Source organism: Micromonospora sp. NPDC049101, from assembly GCF_040648675.1.
Classification (GTDB): Bacteria; Actinomycetota; Actinomycetes; order Mycobacteriales; family Micromonosporaceae; genus Micromonospora.
Genome location: NZ_JBEZED010000009.1, coordinates 105,928 through 124,984 on the forward strand (window position 1 = coordinate 105,928; position 19,057 = coordinate 124,984).

The window sequence follows — 19,057 nt, forward strand, 5'->3', positions numbered from 1 at the left end:
GGAGACGCGGGCCACGGCCGTCGGCGCGGGCGGTGGAGCCGTCGAGATCACCTCGGTAGGGTAGGTGCCGGTCGGCTCCGACCAACAAGATCCACACCGCCGGGGGGCGCCAGGCATGGCCGATTCGTTCGCGCATCTGCACGTGCACACCGAATACTCGATGCTCGACGGAGCGGCCCGACTCAAGGACCTGTTCATCGAGGCCAACCGGCTCGGCATGTCGGCGGTGGCGATCACCGACCACGGCAACATGCACGGCGCGAACGACTTCTACAAGCAGGCGATGGCCGCCGGGATCACCCCGATCCTGGGCGTCGAGGCGTACGTGGCGCCGGAGTCGCGCTATCACAAGGCGCGGGTCAAGTGGGGTCGGCCGGAGCAGAAGAGCGACGACGTCTCCGGTAACGGCGCGATCACCCACAAGACGATGTGGGCGAAGAACGCGCAGGGCCTGAAGAACCTGTTCACCCTCAACTCGCGGGCGTCCATGGAGGGGCACTACATCAAGTGGCCCCGGATGGACATGGAGCTGATCGCCGAGTACGCCGAGGGCATCATGGCCACCACCGGCTGCCCGTCCGGCGCGGTGCAGACCCGCCTGCGGCTCGGCCAGTTCGACGAGGCCCTCAAGGTCGCGGCCACCTACCAGGACATCTTCGGCAAGGACAACTACTTCGTCGAGATCATGGACCACGGCCTCTCCATCGAGAGTCGGGTCCGCGAGGGTCTCACCGAGATCTCCCGCAAGCTGAACATCCCGCCGGTGGTCACCAACGACTCGCACTACACGGTCGAGGAGCAGGCCACCGCGCACGACGTGCTGCTCTGTGTGCAGACGGCCAGCAACATCGACGACCCCAACCGGTTCCGCCTCGAGGGCGGCGGCTACTTCATCAAGAGTGCCGACCAGATGCGCGGGGTCGACTCGTCCGAGTTGTGGCAGCAGGGGTGCCGCAACACGCTGCTGGTCGCCGAGAAGGTCGACCCGACCGGGATGTTCGAGTTCCACAACCTGATGCCGCGCTTCCCGGTGCCCGACGGGGAGACCGAGGAGTCCTGGTTCCGCAAGGAGACGTTCGCCGGCCTGGGCCGCCGCTACCCGAACGGCATCCCGGAGGGGCACGTCGTCCAGGCCGAGTACGAGCTGGGCGTCATCAACCAGATGGGCTTCCCGTCCTACTTCCTCGTGGTCGCCGACTTCATCCAGTGGGCGAAGAAGCAGGGCATCGCGGTGGGCCCGGGTCGTGGTTCGGCCGCCGGCTCGCTCGTCGCGTACGCGCTGGGCATCACCGACCTGGACCCGATCCAGCACGGGCTGATCTTCGAGCGGTTCCTCAACCCCGAGCGGGTCTCGATGCCGGATGTCGACATCGACTTCGACGAGCGTCGGCGCGGTGAGGTGATCAAGTACGTCACCGACAAGTGGGGTGAGGACAAGGTCGCCCAGATCGCCACGTTCGGCACGATCAAGGCGAAGGCCGCGATCAAGGACTCGGCCCGGGTGCTGGGCTTCCCGTACGCGGTCGGCGACCGGATCACCAAGGCGATGCCGCCGGCCGTGATGGGCAAGGACATCCCGCTCACCGGCATCTTCGACAACAAGCACCCCCGCTACGCCGAGGCCGGCGAGATCCGTGGCCTGTACGACTCCGACCCGGACGTCCGCAAGGTGATCGACACGGCCAAGGGCATCGAGGGTCTGATCCGGCAGACCGGTGTGCACGCCGCCGGCGTCATCATGTCCGCCGAGCCGATCATCGAGCACATCCCGTTGATGCGCCGCGACGCCGACGGGGCGATCATCACGCAGTTCGACTACCCGACCTGCGAGTCGCTCGGGCTGCTGAAGATGGACTTCCTCGGCCTGCGCAACCTGACGATCATCGACGACGCGGTCAAGAACATCGAGCTCAACCACGGCCTCAAGCTCGACCTGCTGGCCCTTCCGCTGGACGACAAGCCCGCGTACGAGCTGCTGGCCCGCGGTGACACCCTGGGCGTGTTCCAGCTCGACGGTGGGCCGATGCGGTCGCTGCTGCGGCTGATGAAGCCGGACAACTTCGAGGACATCTCCGCCGTCCTGGCGCTGTACCGGCCCGGCCCGATGGGCGTCGACTCGCACACCAACTACGCGCTGCGCAAGAACGGCCTCCAGGAGATCACCCCGATCCACCCGGAGCTGGAGGAGCCGCTGCGGGAGATCCTGGCCCCCACCCACGGCCTGATCGTCTACCAGGAGCAGGTGCAGCGCGCCGCGCAGATCCTCGCCGGCTACACGCTGGGTCAGGCGGACCTGCTGCGCCGGGCGATGGGTAAGAAGAAGAAGGAGATCCTCGACAAGGAGTTCATCCCGTTCCGGGACGGCTGCCGCGAGCGCGGTTACTCCGACGAGGCGATCCAGGCGGTGTGGGACGTCCTGGTGCCGTTCGCCGGGTACGCCTTCAACAAGGCGCACTCCGCCGCGTACGGCCTGGTCTCCTACTGGACCGCGTACCTGAAGGCGCACTACCCGGCGGAGTACATGGCCGGGCTGCTGACCAGCGTCGGTGACGACAAGGACAAGATGGCGCTGTACCTGTCCGAGTGTCGCCGGATGCGCATCCAGGTGCTTCCACCGGACGTGAACACCTCGGCCGGCCCGTTCACCCCGGTCGGCAAGGACATCCGCTTCGGCCTGGCCGCGGTGCGCAACGTCGGTGCGAACGTGGTCGCCTCGATCATGCGCTGCCGCCAGGAGAAGGGCGACTACACCGACTTCTACGACTTCCTGTCCAAGGTGGACGCGGTGGTCTGCAACAAGAAGACGATCGAATCACTGATCAAGGCCGGTGCGTTCGACTCCCTGGAGCACCCCCGCAAGGGCCTGCTCGCGGTGCACGCCGACGCCATCGACGCGTACGCCGACGTGAAGCGCAAGGAGGCGGTCGGCCAGTACGACCTCTTCGGTGCCGGCTTCGGTGACGCCGACACCGGCAGCACGACGGTGATGCCGACAATCGGTGACAGCGAGTGGGACAAGCGCGACAAGCTGGCCTTCGAGCGCGAGATGCTCGGCCTGTACGTCTCCGACCACCCGCTGTTCGGCCTGGAGCACATCCTCGGCGCGGCGGCCGACACCACGATCGCCTCCCTCGCCGAGGACGGCGCGGTGCCCGACGGGGCGGTGGTCACCCTCGCCGGCATCCTGTCCGGGGTGCAGCGCCGGGTCACCAAGCAGGGCCGCGCCTGGGCCTCGGCCACCCTGGAAGACCTGGCCGGTGGGGTGGAGGCGCTGTTCTTCCCCAACACCTACGAGGTGATCGGCCAGTACATCGCCGAGGACGCCATCGTGGTGGTCAAGGGCCGGGTGGACCGCCGCGACGACACACCCCGGATCATGGCGATGGACATGTCCATGCCGGACGTCAGCACCAGCGCCACCAACAAGCCGGTCACCCTCACCATCCCGGTACACCGCTGCACACCACCGCTGGTGGAGCGCCTCAAGGAGACCCTGGTCCTGCACCCCGGCGACACCGAGGTACACGTCAAGCTGCAGAACGGCGGGCGCACCACCACCCTGCGGCTGGGCCCGTTCCGGGTGGCGGCGACGACCGCGCTGATGGGTGACCTGAAGAGCGTCCTCGGCCCGGCCAACGTGAGCTGACGGGGCCGCGACCCGGCCGGCGCGTGCCGGCCGGGCCGCGGACGGCCGGGCTCAGGCTCAGGCCCGGTCGGGTGCCCCGATCTCCCGCAGCTGGCCGTCGGCCAGCCGCAACCAGCGCCGCACGCCGATCTCGGCCAGGAACCGTTCGTCGTGGCTGACCACCACAAACGCACCCTGGTACGCGGACAGCGCGCTCTCCAACTGGGCGACGCTGACCAGGTCCAGGTTGTTCGTCGGCTCGTCGAGCAGCAGCAGTTGCGGCGCCGGTTCGGCGCAGAGCACACACGCCAGGGTGGCGCGCAGCCGCTCACCGCCGGAGAGCACCCCGACGGGCAGGTTCACCCGGTTGCCCCGGAACAGGAACCGGGCCAGCAGGTTCATCCGCGTGGCGTCGGGCAGGCTCGGCGCGTACGCGGCGAAGTTCTCCGCCACCGTACGGTCGAGGTCCAGCAGGTCCAGCCGCTGCGACAGGTACGCGATCCGCCCGTCGCCGCGCTTCAGCTCACCGCCGGACGGTTGCAGGTCGCCGTTGACCAGGCGCAGCAGTGTCGACTTGCCCACGCCGTTGCCGCCGGTGAGGGCGATCCGCTCCGGCCCCCGGATCACCAGGTCGGCGCCGTCGCCGCCGAACAACTCCCGGTCGTCGAAGCGGGCCCGCATCCCCTGGCCGGAGAAGACCGTGCGCCCGCCCGGGACTGTGGTGTCCGGCAGGTCCACGACGATGCGGTCCTCGTCGCGGACCGCCCGGCCGGCCTCGTCGAGTCGGGCCTTGGCCTGACCGAGCCGGGCCGAGTGTGTCTCGTGAGACTTTCCGGCGGACTCCTGCGCGTTGCGCTTCATGGTGCCGGCGAAGATCTTCGGCAGGCCGGCGTTCTTCAGGTTCTTCGAGGCGTTGCTGGCCCGCCGGTCGGCGCGTTCCCGGGCCTGCTGCATCTCCCGTTTCTCCCGCTTGACCTCCTGCTCGGCGTTGCGCAGGTTGCTCTCGGCCACGTCCCGGGCCGCCCGCACCGCCTCGGTGTACGCGGTGAAGTTGCCCCCGTACCAGCGGATCTCGCCCTGCTCCAGCTCGGCGATGCGGTCCATCCGGTCCAACAGTTCCCGGTCGTGGCTGACCAGCAGCAGGCACCCGGACCAGTCGGTCAGCACGTCGTACAGCCGGTGCCGGGCCGCCAGATCCAGGTTGTTCGTCGGCTCGTCGAGCAGCAGCACGTCCGGACGGCGCAGCAGTTGCGCCGCCAGGCCGAGGGACACCACCTGGCCGCCGCTGAGGGTGTGCAGCCGCCGGTCGAGGGTCAGCTCGCCCAGGCCGAGGCGGTCCAGCTCGGAGCGAGTGCGCTCCTCGATGTCCCAGTCGTCGCCGATCGTGGCGAAGTGCTCCTCGCCGGCGTCGCCAGCCTCGATGGCGTGCAGCGCCGCGATCCGCTCGGCGACGCCCAGCACCTGCGCCACGGTCAGGTCGCCGACCAGCGGCAGGGTCTGCGGGAGGTAGCCGAGCAGGCCGTCGACGGTGACGCTCCCGCCGCTGGGCCGCAGCTCCCCGGCGATCAACCGCAGCAGGGTGCTCTTACCGGCGCCGTTGGGCGCGACCAGGCCGGTGCGACCGCCCGGAACGGTGCAGGACAGCTCCGAGAAGACCGGAGTGTCGTCCGGCCAGGAGAAGGACAGGTTCGAGCAGACGATGAACGCATCAGACATGCGAGTGACCTCAGAGGGTGGGATGGGCGCGCCTCAGCCGCCCGACGACACGGGACCGGTGCAACGACGGCATGGCCACGGCGGCCGCGCACACGCGCGCCGCACCGCTGGCCGAACATGTCCGGTCTCACCCGGAGATGTCGTCGTCACCCGCCATGTCTGGTCTCCCCAGTCGTACCGCCAACCCAACTCGCCGAGTCTAACAACGGATCCCCACCCCGCCACCGGGTTCCCGTCGCGGCAACGCCGATCCGTTCAGCGGGGGCGATATTCGACCTCGGGGCGGCCGGGGGTGCCGTAGCGGAGGCTGCGGGCGGCCCGGTCCACGGTGACCAGGTACTCCAGGTAGCGGCGGGCGGTCACCCGGGAGATGCCGGTCGCCGCGCTCACCTCGGTCGCGGACAGTCCCACCTGTGGGTCGGTCCGGTCGGCCAGCGCCACGCGTACCCGATCGAGGGTCTGCGCGTCGAGGCCCTTGGGCAGGCTGTGCCCGGCGGTGCCGCGCAGGGTGGCGAACATCTGGTCCACCTCGTGCTGGGCGGCCACCTCGCCGTCGGCGAGGGCCTGCGCGCGGTAGTCGGCGTAGCGTTCCAGCTTGTCGCGGAACGCCGCGAACGTGAACGGCTTGAGCAGGTAGTGGGTCACCCCGAGGGACACCGCGGTGCGCACCACCGCCAGGTCCCGGGCGCTCGTCACCGCCAGCACGTCGACGTCGCTGCCGGCGGCCCGCAGCGCCCGGCAGACGTCCAGACCGTGCAGGTCGGGCAGCCGAAAATCCAGGAGTACGAGGTCCACGTCGCCGCCGCCGCGCAGCGCCGCCATCGCCGCCCGCGCGGTGTGCGCCACCCCGACCACCACGAAACCAGGAACCCGTTCGGTGTACGCGCAGTGCGCCTCGGCGAGCAGCGGCTCGTCCTCGACGACCAGCACCCGGATGTCGGTCATCAGTGCTCACCTCCGTTCGGCAGGCGGACGGTGAACAGGCTGCCGCCGTCGTCCGAGCGGCCCACCTGGTAGCTGCCGCCGTGCCGGCGGACCACCTGCCCGACAAGTGCCAGGCCGAGGCCCCGGCCGGTGCTCTTGGTGGACCAGCCGCGCCGGAACGCGTCGGCCACCCGCTCCGGGGCCAGCCCGGGGCCACTGTCGGCGACCCGGACCACCAACTCGTCCTCGAACGTGCCGACGAGGACCCGCACCCGGCGGGGCGCAGACGTGCCGGCCACCGCCTCCAGGGCGTTGTCGACCAGGTTGCCGACCACGGTGAGCAGGTCGCCGGTCGGCAGTGGGCTGTCGTCGAGGCGGCAGTCCGGCTCGACGACCAGGTCGACCCCGCGCTCGCTGGCCTGCGCCGACTTGCCGAGCAGCAGCGCGGCCAGGGCCGGCTCGGTGACCGCGCCGACCACCCGGTCGGTCAACTGCTGGGCCAGGGCGAGGTCCCGGGTGCCGAGCCGGACGGCCTCGTCGGCGCGGCCCAACTCCACGAGCGTCAGCACGGTGTGCAGCCGGTTGGCCGACTCGTGGGTCTGCGCCTGCAACGCCTCGGTCAGCGCTCGCACCGAGTCCAGCTCACTGGCCAGGGTGCGCAGCTCGGTCTGGTCGCGCAGGGTCAACACGGTGCCGAGCACCGCGCCCTCGAAACGGGTGGTCCGCTGGTTGGCGACGAGCACCCGGTCACCGGCGAGGACGGGTTCGTCGCGGGCGTCGCGCCCGGAGCCGAGCAGGTCGGCCACCGCGGGCGGCAGGTCGATCCCGGCGACCGGCCTGTCGATCACCGGCGCGTCCACGTCGAGCCCCACCAGCCGGCGACCCTCGTCGTTGATCAACGCGATCCGCCGGTCGGTGGTCAGCACCACGAGACCCTCGCGCACCGAGTGCAGGACCGCGTCGTAGTACTCGTACATCCGGGTCATCTGTGCCGGACCGAGACCGTGCGTCTGGCGGCGCAACCGGCGGCTGAGCAGCCAGGAACCGGTTGCCGCGAGCGCCAGGGCCGGCGCGGCGACACCGAACAGCACCGGCAACTGGCCCAGCAGCTTGCGGTTGATCGCCCTGGTGGTGATGCCCACCGAGACCAGGCCGATGATGCGCCGCCGCTCGTCGTACACCGGGACCACCGCGCGCACCGACTCGCCGAGCGTGCCGACGTTGGTGGTGGTGAACGCGTGGCCGGCCAGGGCGGGCCCGATGTCCCCGACGAACGGCTCGCCGATCCGTTCCCGGGTGGGGTGCGAGAAGCGGGTGCGGTCGGGGGCCATCACCACCACGAAGTCGGTGCCCGTCGCCTGCCGGGTCGATTCGGCGTACGGCTGGAGGATCCTCGCGGGGTCGGCGGTCGTGAGGGCCGCGCGGACGTCGGGGGATCCGGCGACGGTCTGTGCCACCGCGAGCACCTCCTCCTGCGCGGCCTGGCGGGAGTCGCTGCGGGCCAGCCAGACGGCACCGGCCGCGCCGGCCAGCACGAGCAGCGTCACCACCACCGCCTGGAGGGCGAAGAGTTGCCCCGCGATGCTCCACTGACGTCGGGCCACCTCCACCACCTCCTCGTCGCGCCGCCGCCGCCGTTGTCGGGTTCGCGGTGAACAGAATGACCGCAAGGCTGTCAACGGGTGAGACACGGTTCACATTGTCGACATGGACACCACCGCATCCACCACCTCACCGGCACCGGCGGTCCGCCGGGACCGTACCCGTTACCTGTACCTCGCCGTCATCGTGGCCGTGCTCGCCGGCATCGTGGTTGGCCTGGTGGCCCCCGATTTCGGCAAGGAACTCAAGCCGATCGGCACCGGCTTCGTCAACCTGATCAAGATGATGATCAGCCCGGTCATCTTCTGCACCATCGTGCTCGGCGTCGGGTCCGTCCGGCAGGCCGCGAAGGTCGGCAAGGTCGGCGGCCTCGCCCTCGGCTACTTCCTCACCATGTCGACGGTGGCGCTCGCCATCGGCCTGGTCGTCGGCAATCTCATCCACCCCGGTTCCGGCCTGAACCTGGGTGCGGACCTCGCGGGCGCGGGCAAGGCCGCGGCCGGCGACGAGGCCGCGGGTACGACGGAGTTCCTGCTCGGGATCATCCCGACCACGATGCTCTCCGCGCTCACCGAGGGCGAGGTGCTCCAGACGCTGCTGGTGGCCCTGCTCGTCGGCTTCGCGGTGCAGGCCATGGGTCGGCGCGGCGAGCCGGTGCTCGGCGCGATCGCCGTCATCCAGCGCGTCGTGTTCAAGGTCCTCGCCATGATCATGTGGCTGGCGCCGCTCGGCGCCTTCGGTGCCATGGCCGCCGTGGTCGGCGCGACAGGCGTGGACGCGCTCAAGAGCCTCGCCCAGATCATGCTGGGCTTCTACGCGACCTGCCTGATCTTCGTGCTGGTGTTCCTCGGCGCGCTGCTCTGGTTCGTGGCCCGGATCTCGATCTTCTCGCTGCTGCGCTACCTCGGCCGGGAGTTCCTGCTGATCCTGTCGACCTCGTCGTCGGAGTCGGCGCTGCCGCGGCTGATCGCGAAGATGGAACACTTCGGGGTGAGCAAGCCGGTCGTCGGCATCACGGTGCCGACCGGATACTCGTTCAACCTGGACGGCACGGCGATCTACCTGACCATGGCGTCGCTGTTCATCGCCGACGCGCTGGGCAACCCGCTCTCCATCGGCGAGCAGGTGTCGCTGCTGCTGTTCATGATCATCGCGTCGAAGGGTGCGGCGGGCGTGACCGGCGCCGGCATCGCGACCCTGGCCGGCGGCCTCCAGTCGCACCGGCCCGACCTGGTCGACGGGGTCGGGCTGATCGTGGGCATCGACCGGTTCATGTCGGAGGCTCGGGCGCTCACCAACTTCGCCGGCAACGCCGTGGCGACTGTGCTGGTGGGCACCTGGACCGGTGAGTTCGACCGGGACCGGGCGGTCGGCGTGCTGCGCGGTGACGACCCGTTCGACGAGGCCACCATGCTGGACGAGCACGACGACGAGTCGGCGGCACGCCCCGACGAGGCAACCACGCCGGCCGGCGTCCCCGCCTGACCGTCCACGCTGGCCGGTCTGGCCCCCGCGGTGCGTGGCCGGGTGCTGCTGCACTCCTGGGCGCGTGAGCTGGGTGCCTCGCCGGGAGCGCTGTCGCACCGGCACGTCAACGCCCTGGACGCCCTGGTCACTGACTGGCACGGCCAGGGCCCGACCGATCTGCCCGGGGGTCTTCGGGTGCTCCGCCGCGGCGGCCGACTGTCGCCGCTGAGCCCCGGCTGATCCGCCGCCGGTCGACGCCTCGAACGCACCTCGCCGAGGACCTGCCCCACCACCCTGCGGACCCTTTGCTCTGCACCCGCCCATGCGCCAGTTACGGACCGTGCGCGGTGCACGGGCGGGTGCAGAGCAAAGGCGGCGCGGGTGGTGCATCGGTCGGCCGCCTGCCCGGGTCATCCAGCGGTACGAGCCGGTGCCGAGGGCCTCAGCCGCTGTGCGCCCGGTCCCGGAAGGTGGTCCGGTCCGACCCGACGGCGTGAACTGAGTGCAGAGTTCGACGGGGCTCCGCTGTCGCTGCACCGGCGCTTCCTCGGCTGGGTGCGGTGAGCATCATCCGGGCCGGAGACGAGAAGTTCCACTACAGCGACGGGTCACACAGGTGGATCCCGCCCAGCCCCGACTACGACCAGGAGGTCTGGGACGAGCAGGTCCGCCAGCACAAGCAGGCTCACCTGCGGAACGAGCATCCGAAGGTCCGCATCCACCGCCTCGTCTGACGCGTCGGCACTCGTCAGCTCGTTGCCCGCAGGGCCGCCGCACAGAACTCGGCCGGTGGCAGGTATTCGTGGGCGGTTACGTAGCGGAGCAGGAGTTGAGGTGCGGCGTACGCGACGCCGTCACCCCGTACCTCGAATTCGGCGCTCTCGCGGGCGAGCACGCCCTGCCGATAGGCTTCACTGGCGTCCTCGCCCATGTCCCGGACGCAGATTTCGCAGTAGTGGTGCCCGCGAGTCTGGCGGACCCGGGCCTTGGCCAACTCGGTCAGGGCTGGCAGCAACCCGTCCGGGGGAGCGCCGGTCGGGAACGGATGCGCGGCCTCCAGCCAGCCGACGTTGAGCAGCGGTTCGTCGGCTGCCCCTTGCTCGTCCTCCTCATGCCGCTCCAGGTACGTGTACGGCGTCAGGTCCGCGAAGTACGTCACGGGTTCTGTCTACCCCAGGAGCACTTGACAGGCGGTGTGTGCGCTAACATCGACAACCACCACTGCCTGTCGGGAGGTTCGATGACGCTCGTCCTCGCGCGTTCCACCGCACGTCGGATGGCCGGGCTCACGGCGCTGGTCGTGCTGCTCGCCGTCGGCCTCACCGTCATCTCCCCGAAGCCGGCCATGGCGTGGGACAACGGCACGGCGGACACCCCGCCGATGGGGTGGAACAGCTACGACTCGTTCAACTGGCGGGTCACCGAGTCCGACGTCCGGGCCAACGCCGACTACATGCGCGACAACCTGCGCCAACACGGCTGGCAGTACGTCGTCATCGACTGGGCCTGGTACTACCCGGGCCAGCACAACAACAGCCCCAACCAGGACGCCAACCTGAATCCCCGGCTGCGGATGGACGCCAACGGGCGCCTGCTGCCGGACACCACGCGGTTTCCCTCGGCGGCGGGCGACAACGGGTTCAAGCCTCTCGCCGACTACGTGCACGCCCAGGGGCTGAAGTTCGGCGTCCACCTGATGCGCGGCATCCCCCGCCAGGCGGTCGCCGACAACGTGCCGATCCTCGGCACCAACTGCCGAGCCAACCAGATCAACAACACCACCACCGCGGCCTGGCTCAACCTGATGTGGGGCCTGAACATGTCCAACGCCTGCGCGCAGGCGTACCTGGACTCGGTCTTCCAGCTCCTGGCCGGCTGGGGCGTCGACTACGTGAAGGTCGACGACATCGCGGCCCCGACGTACCGGCAGGCCGAGGTCGAGGGTTACCGGACCGCGATCCAGCACAGCGGCCGGCCGATGGTGCTGAGCCTGTCGCCGGGCGCGACACCGCTGGCCAGCGGCGGGCACGTGCGGGACAACGCGCACATGTGGCGCATCGTCAACGACCTGTGGGACAACTGGTCGTCGCTCGACGCGCTCTTCGACCAGTTGCGCAACTGGACGCCGTACCGAACGACTGGTGCCTGGCCTGATCCGGACATGATCCCGATCGGGCGGCTGTCGAAGTACGGCCCGGTCGGCGCACCCCGCTACTCCGCGCTCACCGCCGACGAGCAGCGCACCCTCATGACCCTGTGGGCGATCAACCGGGCGCCGCTGATGTGGGGCGGCAACCTGGTCGAGAACCGCGCCGCCGAGCTGGCGTTGATGACCAACGCGGCGGTGCTCGCCGTCGACCAGAACAGCGCCAACAACCGCCAGCTCGTCGGCGGCACCCGGCAGGTGTGGACCGCCGACGTTCCGGGCAGCGACCACCGGTACGTGGCGCTGTTCAACCGGGAGAGTGCCACCGCCAACGTCTCGGTGAACCTGGCCGACCTGGGCATCGGCTCGGCCGTCGTCACGGACCTGTGGTCCGGCACCGGCCTCGGCACCGTCACCGGCACGCTCACCCGCTCCCTGCCCGCCCACGGGAGTGGCCTGTATCGGCTGGCGCCGCAGACCACAGTCCCCCCGCCGACCACCTACACGGTGGCTGCCCGGCACAGCGGCAAGTTCCTCGACGTCTCCAACGCGTCCACGGCGGATGGTGCCAACGTCGTGCAGTGGGCCGCGAACGGGCAGGCCAACCAGCGGTGGCGGATCCAGGACGCCGGCGGCGGCTACTCCACGGTGACAAGTGCCAGCAGCGGCAAGTGCCTCGACGTGTACGGCGGCACGAGTGCCACCGGCGACGGCGTCCGGGTCATCCAGTGGGCCTGCAACGGCGGCACCAACCAGCAGTGGCGGGTCGAGGACCTCGGCACCGGCTACGTCAGGTTCGTCGCCCGCCACAGCGGGAAGTGCCTGGACGTGCTGAACTCCGCCACCGCGGACGGTGCACAGGTCGGGCAGTGGGCCTGCGGCACCGGCACCAACCAGCAGTGGCGCCGCACCGGCGTGTAGGCAGCGGCGTGCCGCCGTGTGGCACTCAGCGGCGGCGTGCCCGCCACATCGTGTGCTCCCGGGAGATCGCTGTCTCCGTGTCGTTGACGAACTGCGACAACTGGGCCTCCGAGGTGATCCGGCTGGCCAGTGACCCCATGGCGGCGAGCTCCTGGCTCGCCAGGGCGTAGGCGGTCGCCACCGCGGAGTGTTGCCGCGTCTGCGTCCAGGCCGCACCGGCCGCGACCGCGGCGGCGGCCACGCCGAACAGGTCGACGTCGGTGAAACCGGCGACCCTCGACATCGCCAGGGCCAGCCCCACCAACTCCAGGACCAGCATGGCGACCGACCACCGTGTCGCTCGGGCGCGGTTCGACAACGAGCGCGCGGCGTACCAGACCCGCTGGGTCTCCAGACGACCGTTCACGTACGACGCCCGGCGCTCCGCGAGGGAGGTGGCCCGTACGGTTCGCATTCCCTCCGTGATCTGCTGCCCGGCCAGGGCGGGTGCCGCCAACCCGGCCCCGGACATGTCCCTGGTCAGGCCCAACAGTCGGCCGGTGAACTCCTCGACACACTCCGAGTCGTCGCGTGAGCGGGGAAACGGATCGGCTGCGATCGCGAATCGCCACGTCAACGACTTGATGGACTCGGAGAGCGCCCTCCCGACATACCACCGCTCGTCGGGACGGTTGGTGAGCAGGAAGACCTCCACGATCGAGGTGGCGGCGAAGGCGCCCACCGCGATTGCCGGACCCACCGTGAAGTTGTCGAGCTTCCAGGTGCCGACCCCCGCCAACGCGGCCAGCAGGAGCAGCGACAGCCGCAGGGCGGTCAGGGACGCGAACACCCGCTGCCCGCGTAGCGACTCAGTGGACACGGCCCGCTGAAACGGCGGAAAGTCCTCGGCATTCAGCATGGCGTCGACCTCCCGAGGAGAACCTTCACCAAACATAGAGGGCGGTGTCTACGGCCTGTCGGCCCTCGTGGCGGTGATTCGCCGGGAAACCCGCCACCGCCGGCACGCCCGGGGCGAGAATGGTTGGTCGGGGAGGGGTGCCGCGACGACCGGGGGAGCAGGCGTGCCCGCAACCAGCCTCCTTGGCCGGCTCCGTCGCCGTGACCCGGGGGATGCCGTCCTGCGGCGAGCGGCACGGCTGACACTCGTCGCGTCCGTCGTCTTCTACGCCTGCCGTTACGGCGCGGGCAGCTCGGTCCTCGCCACCTACGGCCTGTTCGGCACGATCGCCGCCGGGTCGTTCGCGCAGTTGCCCGGTCCGGCGCCGCAACGGGCGCGGATCCTCGTCACGGCACTGCCGGCGATCTGGGCGCTGGTCGCCGTGGGCTCGTTGTTGGCGTGGAGCACGTGGTCGGCCGCCGGCGGGATGCTGGTCATCGGGTTCGTCGTGGCGTTCGCCGGGGTGGGCAATCCGCGCCTGGTGGGGTTGGCCAGCGCGTTCCAGCTCTTCTACATCCTGGCGTCCTTCCCGCCGTACCAACCGGGCACCCTGCCGCAGCGACTCGGCGGCGTCACGCTCGCCATTCTGCTGCTCGCCGCGGCCGAGGTGCTGCTCTGGCCCGATCCGGTGCCGGTCTCCTACCGGCAGCTGCTCACCCGGGCGGCGGACGGCGTCGGGGCCTTCCTCGACGCCACCGCCGACGCCCTGACCGACCCGCACGCCGGTCCCGGTGGTCCGGACCGGCGGCGTGCGCGGGCGTACGACGTGGTGGCCCCGCTCGGGTTGGGCCGCAGTGCGCCGGAGCGGGCGCCCACCGCGGCGGGCGCCCAGGACCGGGCGCTGCGGATCTCGGCGGCGGCACTGCGGGAGGTGCTCGCCGAGGCGGACCGGCTCGCGGGAGACGCCCCGCCGGAGCCGATCCCGGACCTGGCGGCGGCGCGGCTGCTGCGCGCCTGCGCCGACACGACCCGGGCCGCCGGCCGGAACCTGGCACCGGGGGCGCCTCCGGTCGACCTCGGGAGCCTGGACGCCGCGATCCGCACGGCCGAGGCGGCGTACCCGGTGGGCCGGGGCGGCGGCGCGGCGGACGTACCCCGGATGTGCCGGGACGCGACCGCGCTGGCCCTCGCCGACCAGGTGCGGGTCTTCGCCGTCGGCGCCCGGGTCGCCGCCGGGGCGCGGCCCGCGGTGGGCGATGCCTACCCCACGCTCTTCGAGTACGCGCGACACAGCCCGTGGACGCTGTACTGGCGACAGTTCCGCTCCCACCTGGCACCGCGCTCCGCCAACCTGCACAGCGCGCTGCGACTGGCCGTGGCACTGTCGGTCGCCCGGGTGGGCGCCGGGCTGCTGCAGCTCCACCACGGCTTCTGGGTGCTCCTGACGACGCTCACGGTCCTGCGGACCTCGGCCGCCGACACGCGCACCGCGTTGCGGCCCGCCGTGCTGGGCACCATCGCGGGCGTCGTCGTCAGCGGCCTGCTGGTGTTCCTCGTCGAGGAGCCCATCGTGTACGCCGTCGTGCTGCCGGTCACCTTGCTGCTGGCGTTCGGTGTCGGTCGGCTGCTGGGCCCGGTGTGGCAGCAGGCGCTGTTCACCCTGCTGCTGACTGTCGTCTTCAGCCAGCTCAGCCCCGAGGGTTGGCGGCTCGCCGAGGCACGTCTGGTCGACGTCGGACTCGGCGCGGTGATCGGTGTGCTCGCCGGCGTCGCCATGTGGCCGCGCGGCGCGGGCCACGACCTGCGCCACAACGCCGCCCGCTACCTGACGGCCAGCGGGGAGGCGGTCCAGCAGACCGTGGAGGCGGTGCTGGGCGACGCGCCGCCGCCCGAGGACGACCTCGACCGGGTCCGCCGCCGGATGGTCCTGGTCGACTCGTCGTACTGCCAGTACCACTCCGAGCGCCACGACCCGCGACACGCGGGGGTGGACTGGGACGCCGCCCTGGGCGCCGGGCAGCACGTGGTGCCCGGCGCCGAGTCGCTGCTGCGCCGCAACCCGCCCGGCTGCCTCGCCGGCTGGCCGGCCGCGGCGGTCCTGCTGCGGGACGCGGCCGGGCAACTGCGGTCGGCGTACGACGACCTGGCCGGCGAGGTGGCGCACGGCCGGGCCTCCGGCCGGGTGCCCGCTCCGACCGACTGTGTCGACGAGGTGGACCGGATCCGCCCGTTGCTCGGCGCGGTCGACGCCTCGGCGGTGCGGCACCTGGTGGAGGTCGACAGGTGGCTCGCCGGCCTCGCCGACAGCCTCGCCCGGATCCACCCGCCGCCCGGCTCGGCGGGGCGACAGTGAGCCGCTTCGGGTCAGGGGATGACGGGTAGGCCGCTGTGGTAGAGGTGCTCGAACTGACTGTGGACCCAGAGGATGCGGCCGTCGGGGCGTACCACCTTGCGGAGGTCGGCGATGGTGACGTCCTGGGCGCGGAGCACGACGTGCAGCGTCCGGAGGACGGCGCCCTCGGCGTGGACGGGAGACGCCGGTGCGTGGGGGGCCCGTTCCGCGAGCCCGGCGCTGTGGTCGTCCGCGGTGAGGTGGCTCGCGGCCTCCGCCGCGGCGTTCAGTGTCTCGTTCGCCAGGGCGACCTGCTCCTCGATGGCCTTCCACTGCTCTTCGCTGAAGTCGAGTTTGAGCTCGGCCAGACCCACGCCCAGCAGAGGCTTGAGCAGCATGGTGGTGGCCTTCAGGAGGGGGACGGCTCTGGCCCACCACTCTCGGGAGACGTCCGGGTAGTAGACGCCGGCATCGCGCCGGTCGGGTTCGAGGACGTGCACGGGCTGCAGCGAGTGCTCGCAGTACAACGTCAGCCGCATCCGCCTGGTGGTCCACTGCGGGTTGCGAAGGGACGCCTCGACGGGGGTGAGGGTGAACAGGCGCGGGCCGTCCGCGGCCTCGTCGTTGAGTTGCCACATCAACGCGGTGAGCTGTGCGTTCACGCCCGCGAGGTTGGCCTTGACGGTGTCGTTGAGCTCGGTCACCCGTCGACTCAGCCCGCGGACATGACTGTCCATCAGCGCCACGCCGTCCTGCAGACTGGCGAGCGCGTCCTGGCTCGCGCCCGCACCGCCCAGCAGCGAGTTGATGGCGGGGAAGGCGTCGCAGCTGGAGATCGGGCACTGCGCGATGCTCTGCCCGTGTGCGTCGCGCAGTTTGATGAGTTTGTCGACGTCGAACAGGCCCGCACCCGGCGTGGGCAGGCCGCACCCGTCCCGGCAGGCGACGAGGGCGACGGTGCTCAGGCCGGGCCAGAACCGCTCGATGCAGTAGCGGATCTCGTCGGTGACCTGGCGCAGGTAGGTGACGGCGTCCGGGCCGCGCACCTGGACCTGGACACCGACCCCGGTACGCACGGTGAGCAGCGCGCGGGCGCCGTACCGGCTCTGCAGGACCATGCCCTGCTGCCAGTGCACGCCCTGGAGGGAGTCGGGCTCCGTGTAGCGCTGGTGGTGCAGGCGGACGATGAGCCGGTACATCAGGGAGTCGGGAATGACCACGGGGCCTGCGGGGCCTTCCGAGATCCGGCACACCTCCAGGTACTCGCGGTCGGCGGTGCGGAACTCGACCCAGGCCCCGCGCAGGTCCGGCTGTGCGGCGGGGACGAGTTGCGCGATGAGACTCACCGGCTCGGGTGCGGCGTCGAGGGAGACCAGGTAGGTCAGCTCGAAGCGCCCCATGAGCGCCAGGAACAGTCGCTGCTGTTCTCTCGTGTAGCGCGTGCCGTCGGGAGCCTGGGCGGCACTCCACAGGCGCCCGAGCATGCGGTGTGGGACGAGACCGAGGGCGTCGACGGCGTCTCGACTGTCGAGGACGGCGGCGATCGCGACGTTGAGCCAGTCCGGTTGGAGGATCACGAACGCGGCAAGCGCGTCGTCGTCCGCGTAGTAGATCCACTTCCCCAGGTGGTGGGCGTTACTGGCCAGCGTCCGTGCCTGGAAGGCGTTCAGTCCCTGGGCTTCGGCCACCGCTTCGTAGCCGCGGTAGTCGATCACCTGCCGACCGCCGGCGGTGACTGCCTCGATCGTCCGCTGCCACGTGGCCGGGTAGCGACGGTGCACGTGCGGGAGCGTGCCGGCGGTCGTGGCGATCGCCTCCCGCAGTGCCTCCAGCCGGTCGTCCGGGATGGCGCTGTCGACCTCGTGGAAACCGACGATCAGGCTGCCGAAGCGCTGTTTCAGGTGCGTTTCGTCGATGGCGTCCGCCCGCGAGGACGGCCCACCGTGGGACGCGACCACGAGGACCCGGGCGTCCGGGGCCCGGTGGGCGATCATGGCGATCCACGACTCCACCATGCCGGCCGCGACACCCGGACGGGGTTTCCAGACGACGACGTAGACGGCCGGCGCGCTGAAGAACAACTGGTGCGCCGGCTGGTAGGCCTGCTGGCCGCCAAAGTCCCACCCGTTCAGGGTGATCTCCTGGTCGGCGTGGCTCACCACCAGCGGCTTGATCTCCATGCCCTGTGTCTGGTGACGATCCTGCCAGGGCTCGCCGCGCAACGCCCCGAGCAGGGTGCTCTTCCCAGCCTCGCCAGCGCCCACGAACAGCAGCTTCGCCTCCGAGATCGAGATCCCGTCGGTGGCGACATCCCGGAGGAACGCCAGCAGCGCCTCCGTGCCCTCCACCTCGGCGGCCAGCACCTCGGGCGGAAGTGGATTGCCCTCTACGACAAGCATCCGAAGCTCTGCGAGCCGACCAATGGCGTCGGGCAGGGCGGTGAGCTGATTGTCGGCCAGGGACAGCCCGCTGAGGGAGTTCCAGGCGGCGATGGCGTCGGGCAGGGTGGTGAGCTGGTTGCCGACCATGGACAGAGACAAGAGGGCGGTCCAGGCAGCGACAGCGTCCGGCAGGGTGGTGAGCTGGTTGCCGTCCAGGTGCAGTTCGGTGAGGGAGGTCCAGGCGGCGACGGCGTCGGGCAGGGTGGTGAGGTGGTTGCCGTCCAGGTACAGAACATTGAGATGGGCCCAGACGGCGACTGCGTCGGGTAGGGCGGTGAGCTGGTTGTAGTCCATATCGAGCCGTGTCAGGGCAGTCCAGGCGGCGACTGCGTCCGGTAGCGCGCTTAGCTGGTTGCGGTCCACGTTGAGCCGTGTCAGGGCAGTCCAGGCGGCGACCGCGTCCGGTAGCGCGGTGAGCTGGTTTTCGTACGCGAGAAGCATGGTTAGGCCCGTCCAGGCGGCGACTGCGTCGGGCAGGGCGGTGAGCCGGTTGCCGGCCAGGCGTAGTTCGGTGAGGGAGGTCCAGGCGGCGACGGCATCGGGCAGGGTGGTGAGCTGGTTGGCAATCAGGTGCAGGGTGGTGAGGGAGGTCCAGGCGGCGACGGCGTCGGGTAGGGCGGTGAGGTGGTTGTCGCTCAGGCGTAGTTCGGTGAGGGAGGTCCAGGCGGCGACGGCGTCGGGTAGGGCGGTGAGGTGGTTGTCGCTCAGGTGCAGGGTGGTGAGGGAGGTCCAGGCGGCGACGGCGTCGGGTAGCACGGTGAGCCGGTTCTCACCCAGGTCCAGGGTGGTGAGGCAGGTCCAGGCAGCGACGGCGTCCGGCAGGGTGTCCAGGTCGTTCTCAGCTAGATCGAGGCTGGTCACATCAGCGAGAGCCGGGATGTCGCGCAGCAGCTCGGCGAGGTCGCCAGCGGTCAGGGCGAGACCGCTGAGGTCGACATGCCCGCCGGTGGCGGCAGCTATGCGGTCTTTGGCCTCGACAATCGTGCCGTCATCCATGCCGAAGCAG

The 19,057-nt window shown here is 70.7% G+C and carries 11 protein-coding genes and 1 pseudogene; 6 read left to right on the top strand and 6 right to left on the bottom strand.

The window, feature by feature from the left end; all coding sequences use genetic code 11:
• Positions 1-115: 115 nt before the first annotated feature.
• Positions 116-3,646: a DNA polymerase III subunit alpha gene (gene dnaE, locus AB0B57_RS14790; RefSeq protein ID WP_357069189.1), complete on the top strand. Its 3,531-nt coding sequence runs from the start codon at positions 116-118 to the stop codon at positions 3,644-3,646.
• A 57-nt stretch (positions 3,647-3,703) separates the two neighbouring features.
• Here dnaE and abc-f read toward each other — a convergent pair whose 3' ends face one another.
• From abc-f to AB0B57_RS14805, 3 genes are all read right to left on the bottom strand, one after another.
• On the bottom strand, positions 3,704-5,341 hold the full coding sequence (gene abc-f / locus AB0B57_RS14795) for a ribosomal protection-like ABC-F family protein (protein ID WP_357069191.1): 1,638 nt from the start codon (positions 5,339-5,341) through the stop codon (positions 3,704-3,706).
• Positions 5,342-5,596: 255 nt separating this feature from the next.
• Positions 5,597-6,286: a response regulator gene (locus AB0B57_RS14800; protein ID WP_357069193.1), complete on the bottom strand. Its 690-nt coding sequence runs from the start codon at positions 6,284-6,286 to the stop codon at positions 5,597-5,599.
• On the bottom strand, positions 6,286-7,869 hold the full coding sequence (locus tag AB0B57_RS14805; protein WP_357069195.1) for a sensor histidine kinase: 1,584 nt from the start codon (positions 7,867-7,869) through the stop codon (positions 6,286-6,288). The genes AB0B57_RS14800 and AB0B57_RS14805 overlap by 1 nt, the downstream gene beginning before the upstream one ends.
• Positions 7,870-7,972: 103 nt before the next feature.
• Here AB0B57_RS14805 and AB0B57_RS14810 point away from each other — a divergent pair, with 103 nt between their 5' ends.
• The 3 genes and pseudogenes from AB0B57_RS14810 to AB0B57_RS14820 all read left to right on the top strand — a co-directional run bounded on the left by AB0B57_RS14810 (position 7,973) and on the right by AB0B57_RS14820 (position 10,068).
• On the top strand, positions 7,973-9,352 hold the full coding sequence (locus AB0B57_RS14810; RefSeq protein ID WP_357069197.1) for a cation:dicarboxylase symporter family transporter: 1,380 nt from the start codon (positions 7,973-7,975) through the stop codon (positions 9,350-9,352).
• A gap of 9 nt (positions 9,353-9,361) precedes the next feature.
• A pseudogene (locus AB0B57_RS14815) lies at positions 9,362-9,574 on the top strand (TilS substrate-binding domain-containing protein); the annotation flags it as partial.
• Between the two features lie 320 nt (positions 9,575-9,894).
• Positions 9,895-10,068: a hypothetical protein gene (locus tag AB0B57_RS14820; protein ID WP_357069199.1), complete on the top strand. Its 174-nt coding sequence runs from the start codon at positions 9,895-9,897 to the stop codon at positions 10,066-10,068.
• Between the two features lie 14 nt (positions 10,069-10,082).
• On the opposite strand, the gene AB0B57_RS14825 is transcribed toward AB0B57_RS14820, so the two are convergent.
• Complete coding sequence (locus tag AB0B57_RS14825; protein ID WP_357069201.1) at positions 10,083-10,493, bottom strand: hypothetical protein; 411 nt, start codon at positions 10,491-10,493, stop codon at positions 10,083-10,085.
• Positions 10,494-10,574: 81 nt separating this feature from the next.
• Between AB0B57_RS14825 and AB0B57_RS14830 the strand changes: the two genes are divergently transcribed.
• Complete coding sequence (locus tag AB0B57_RS14830; protein ID WP_357069203.1) at positions 10,575-12,401, top strand: alpha-galactosidase; 1,827 nt, start codon at positions 10,575-10,577, stop codon at positions 12,399-12,401.
• 25 nt (positions 12,402-12,426) lie between these two features.
• Here AB0B57_RS14830 and AB0B57_RS14835 read toward each other — a convergent pair whose 3' ends face one another.
• Complete coding sequence (locus tag AB0B57_RS14835; RefSeq protein ID WP_357069205.1) at positions 12,427-13,299, bottom strand: DUF4231 domain-containing protein; 873 nt, start codon at positions 13,297-13,299, stop codon at positions 12,427-12,429.
• Positions 13,300-13,462: 163 nt separating this feature from the next.
• On the opposite strand from AB0B57_RS14835, the gene AB0B57_RS14840 reads away from it, so the two are divergent.
• Positions 13,463-15,631 carry an FUSC family protein gene (locus AB0B57_RS14840; protein ID WP_357069207.1) on the top strand — a complete coding sequence of 723 codons (2,169 nt, stop codon included), beginning with the start codon at positions 13,463-13,465 and terminating at the stop codon, positions 15,629-15,631.
• Between the two features lie 11 nt (positions 15,632-15,642).
• Here AB0B57_RS14840 and AB0B57_RS14845 read toward each other — a convergent pair whose 3' ends face one another.
• Positions 15,643-19,047 carry a COR domain-containing protein gene (locus tag AB0B57_RS14845; protein WP_357069209.1) on the bottom strand — a complete coding sequence of 1,135 codons (3,405 nt, stop codon included), beginning with the start codon at positions 19,045-19,047 and terminating at the stop codon, positions 15,643-15,645.
• Between the last annotated feature and the right edge of the window lie 10 nt (positions 19,048-19,057).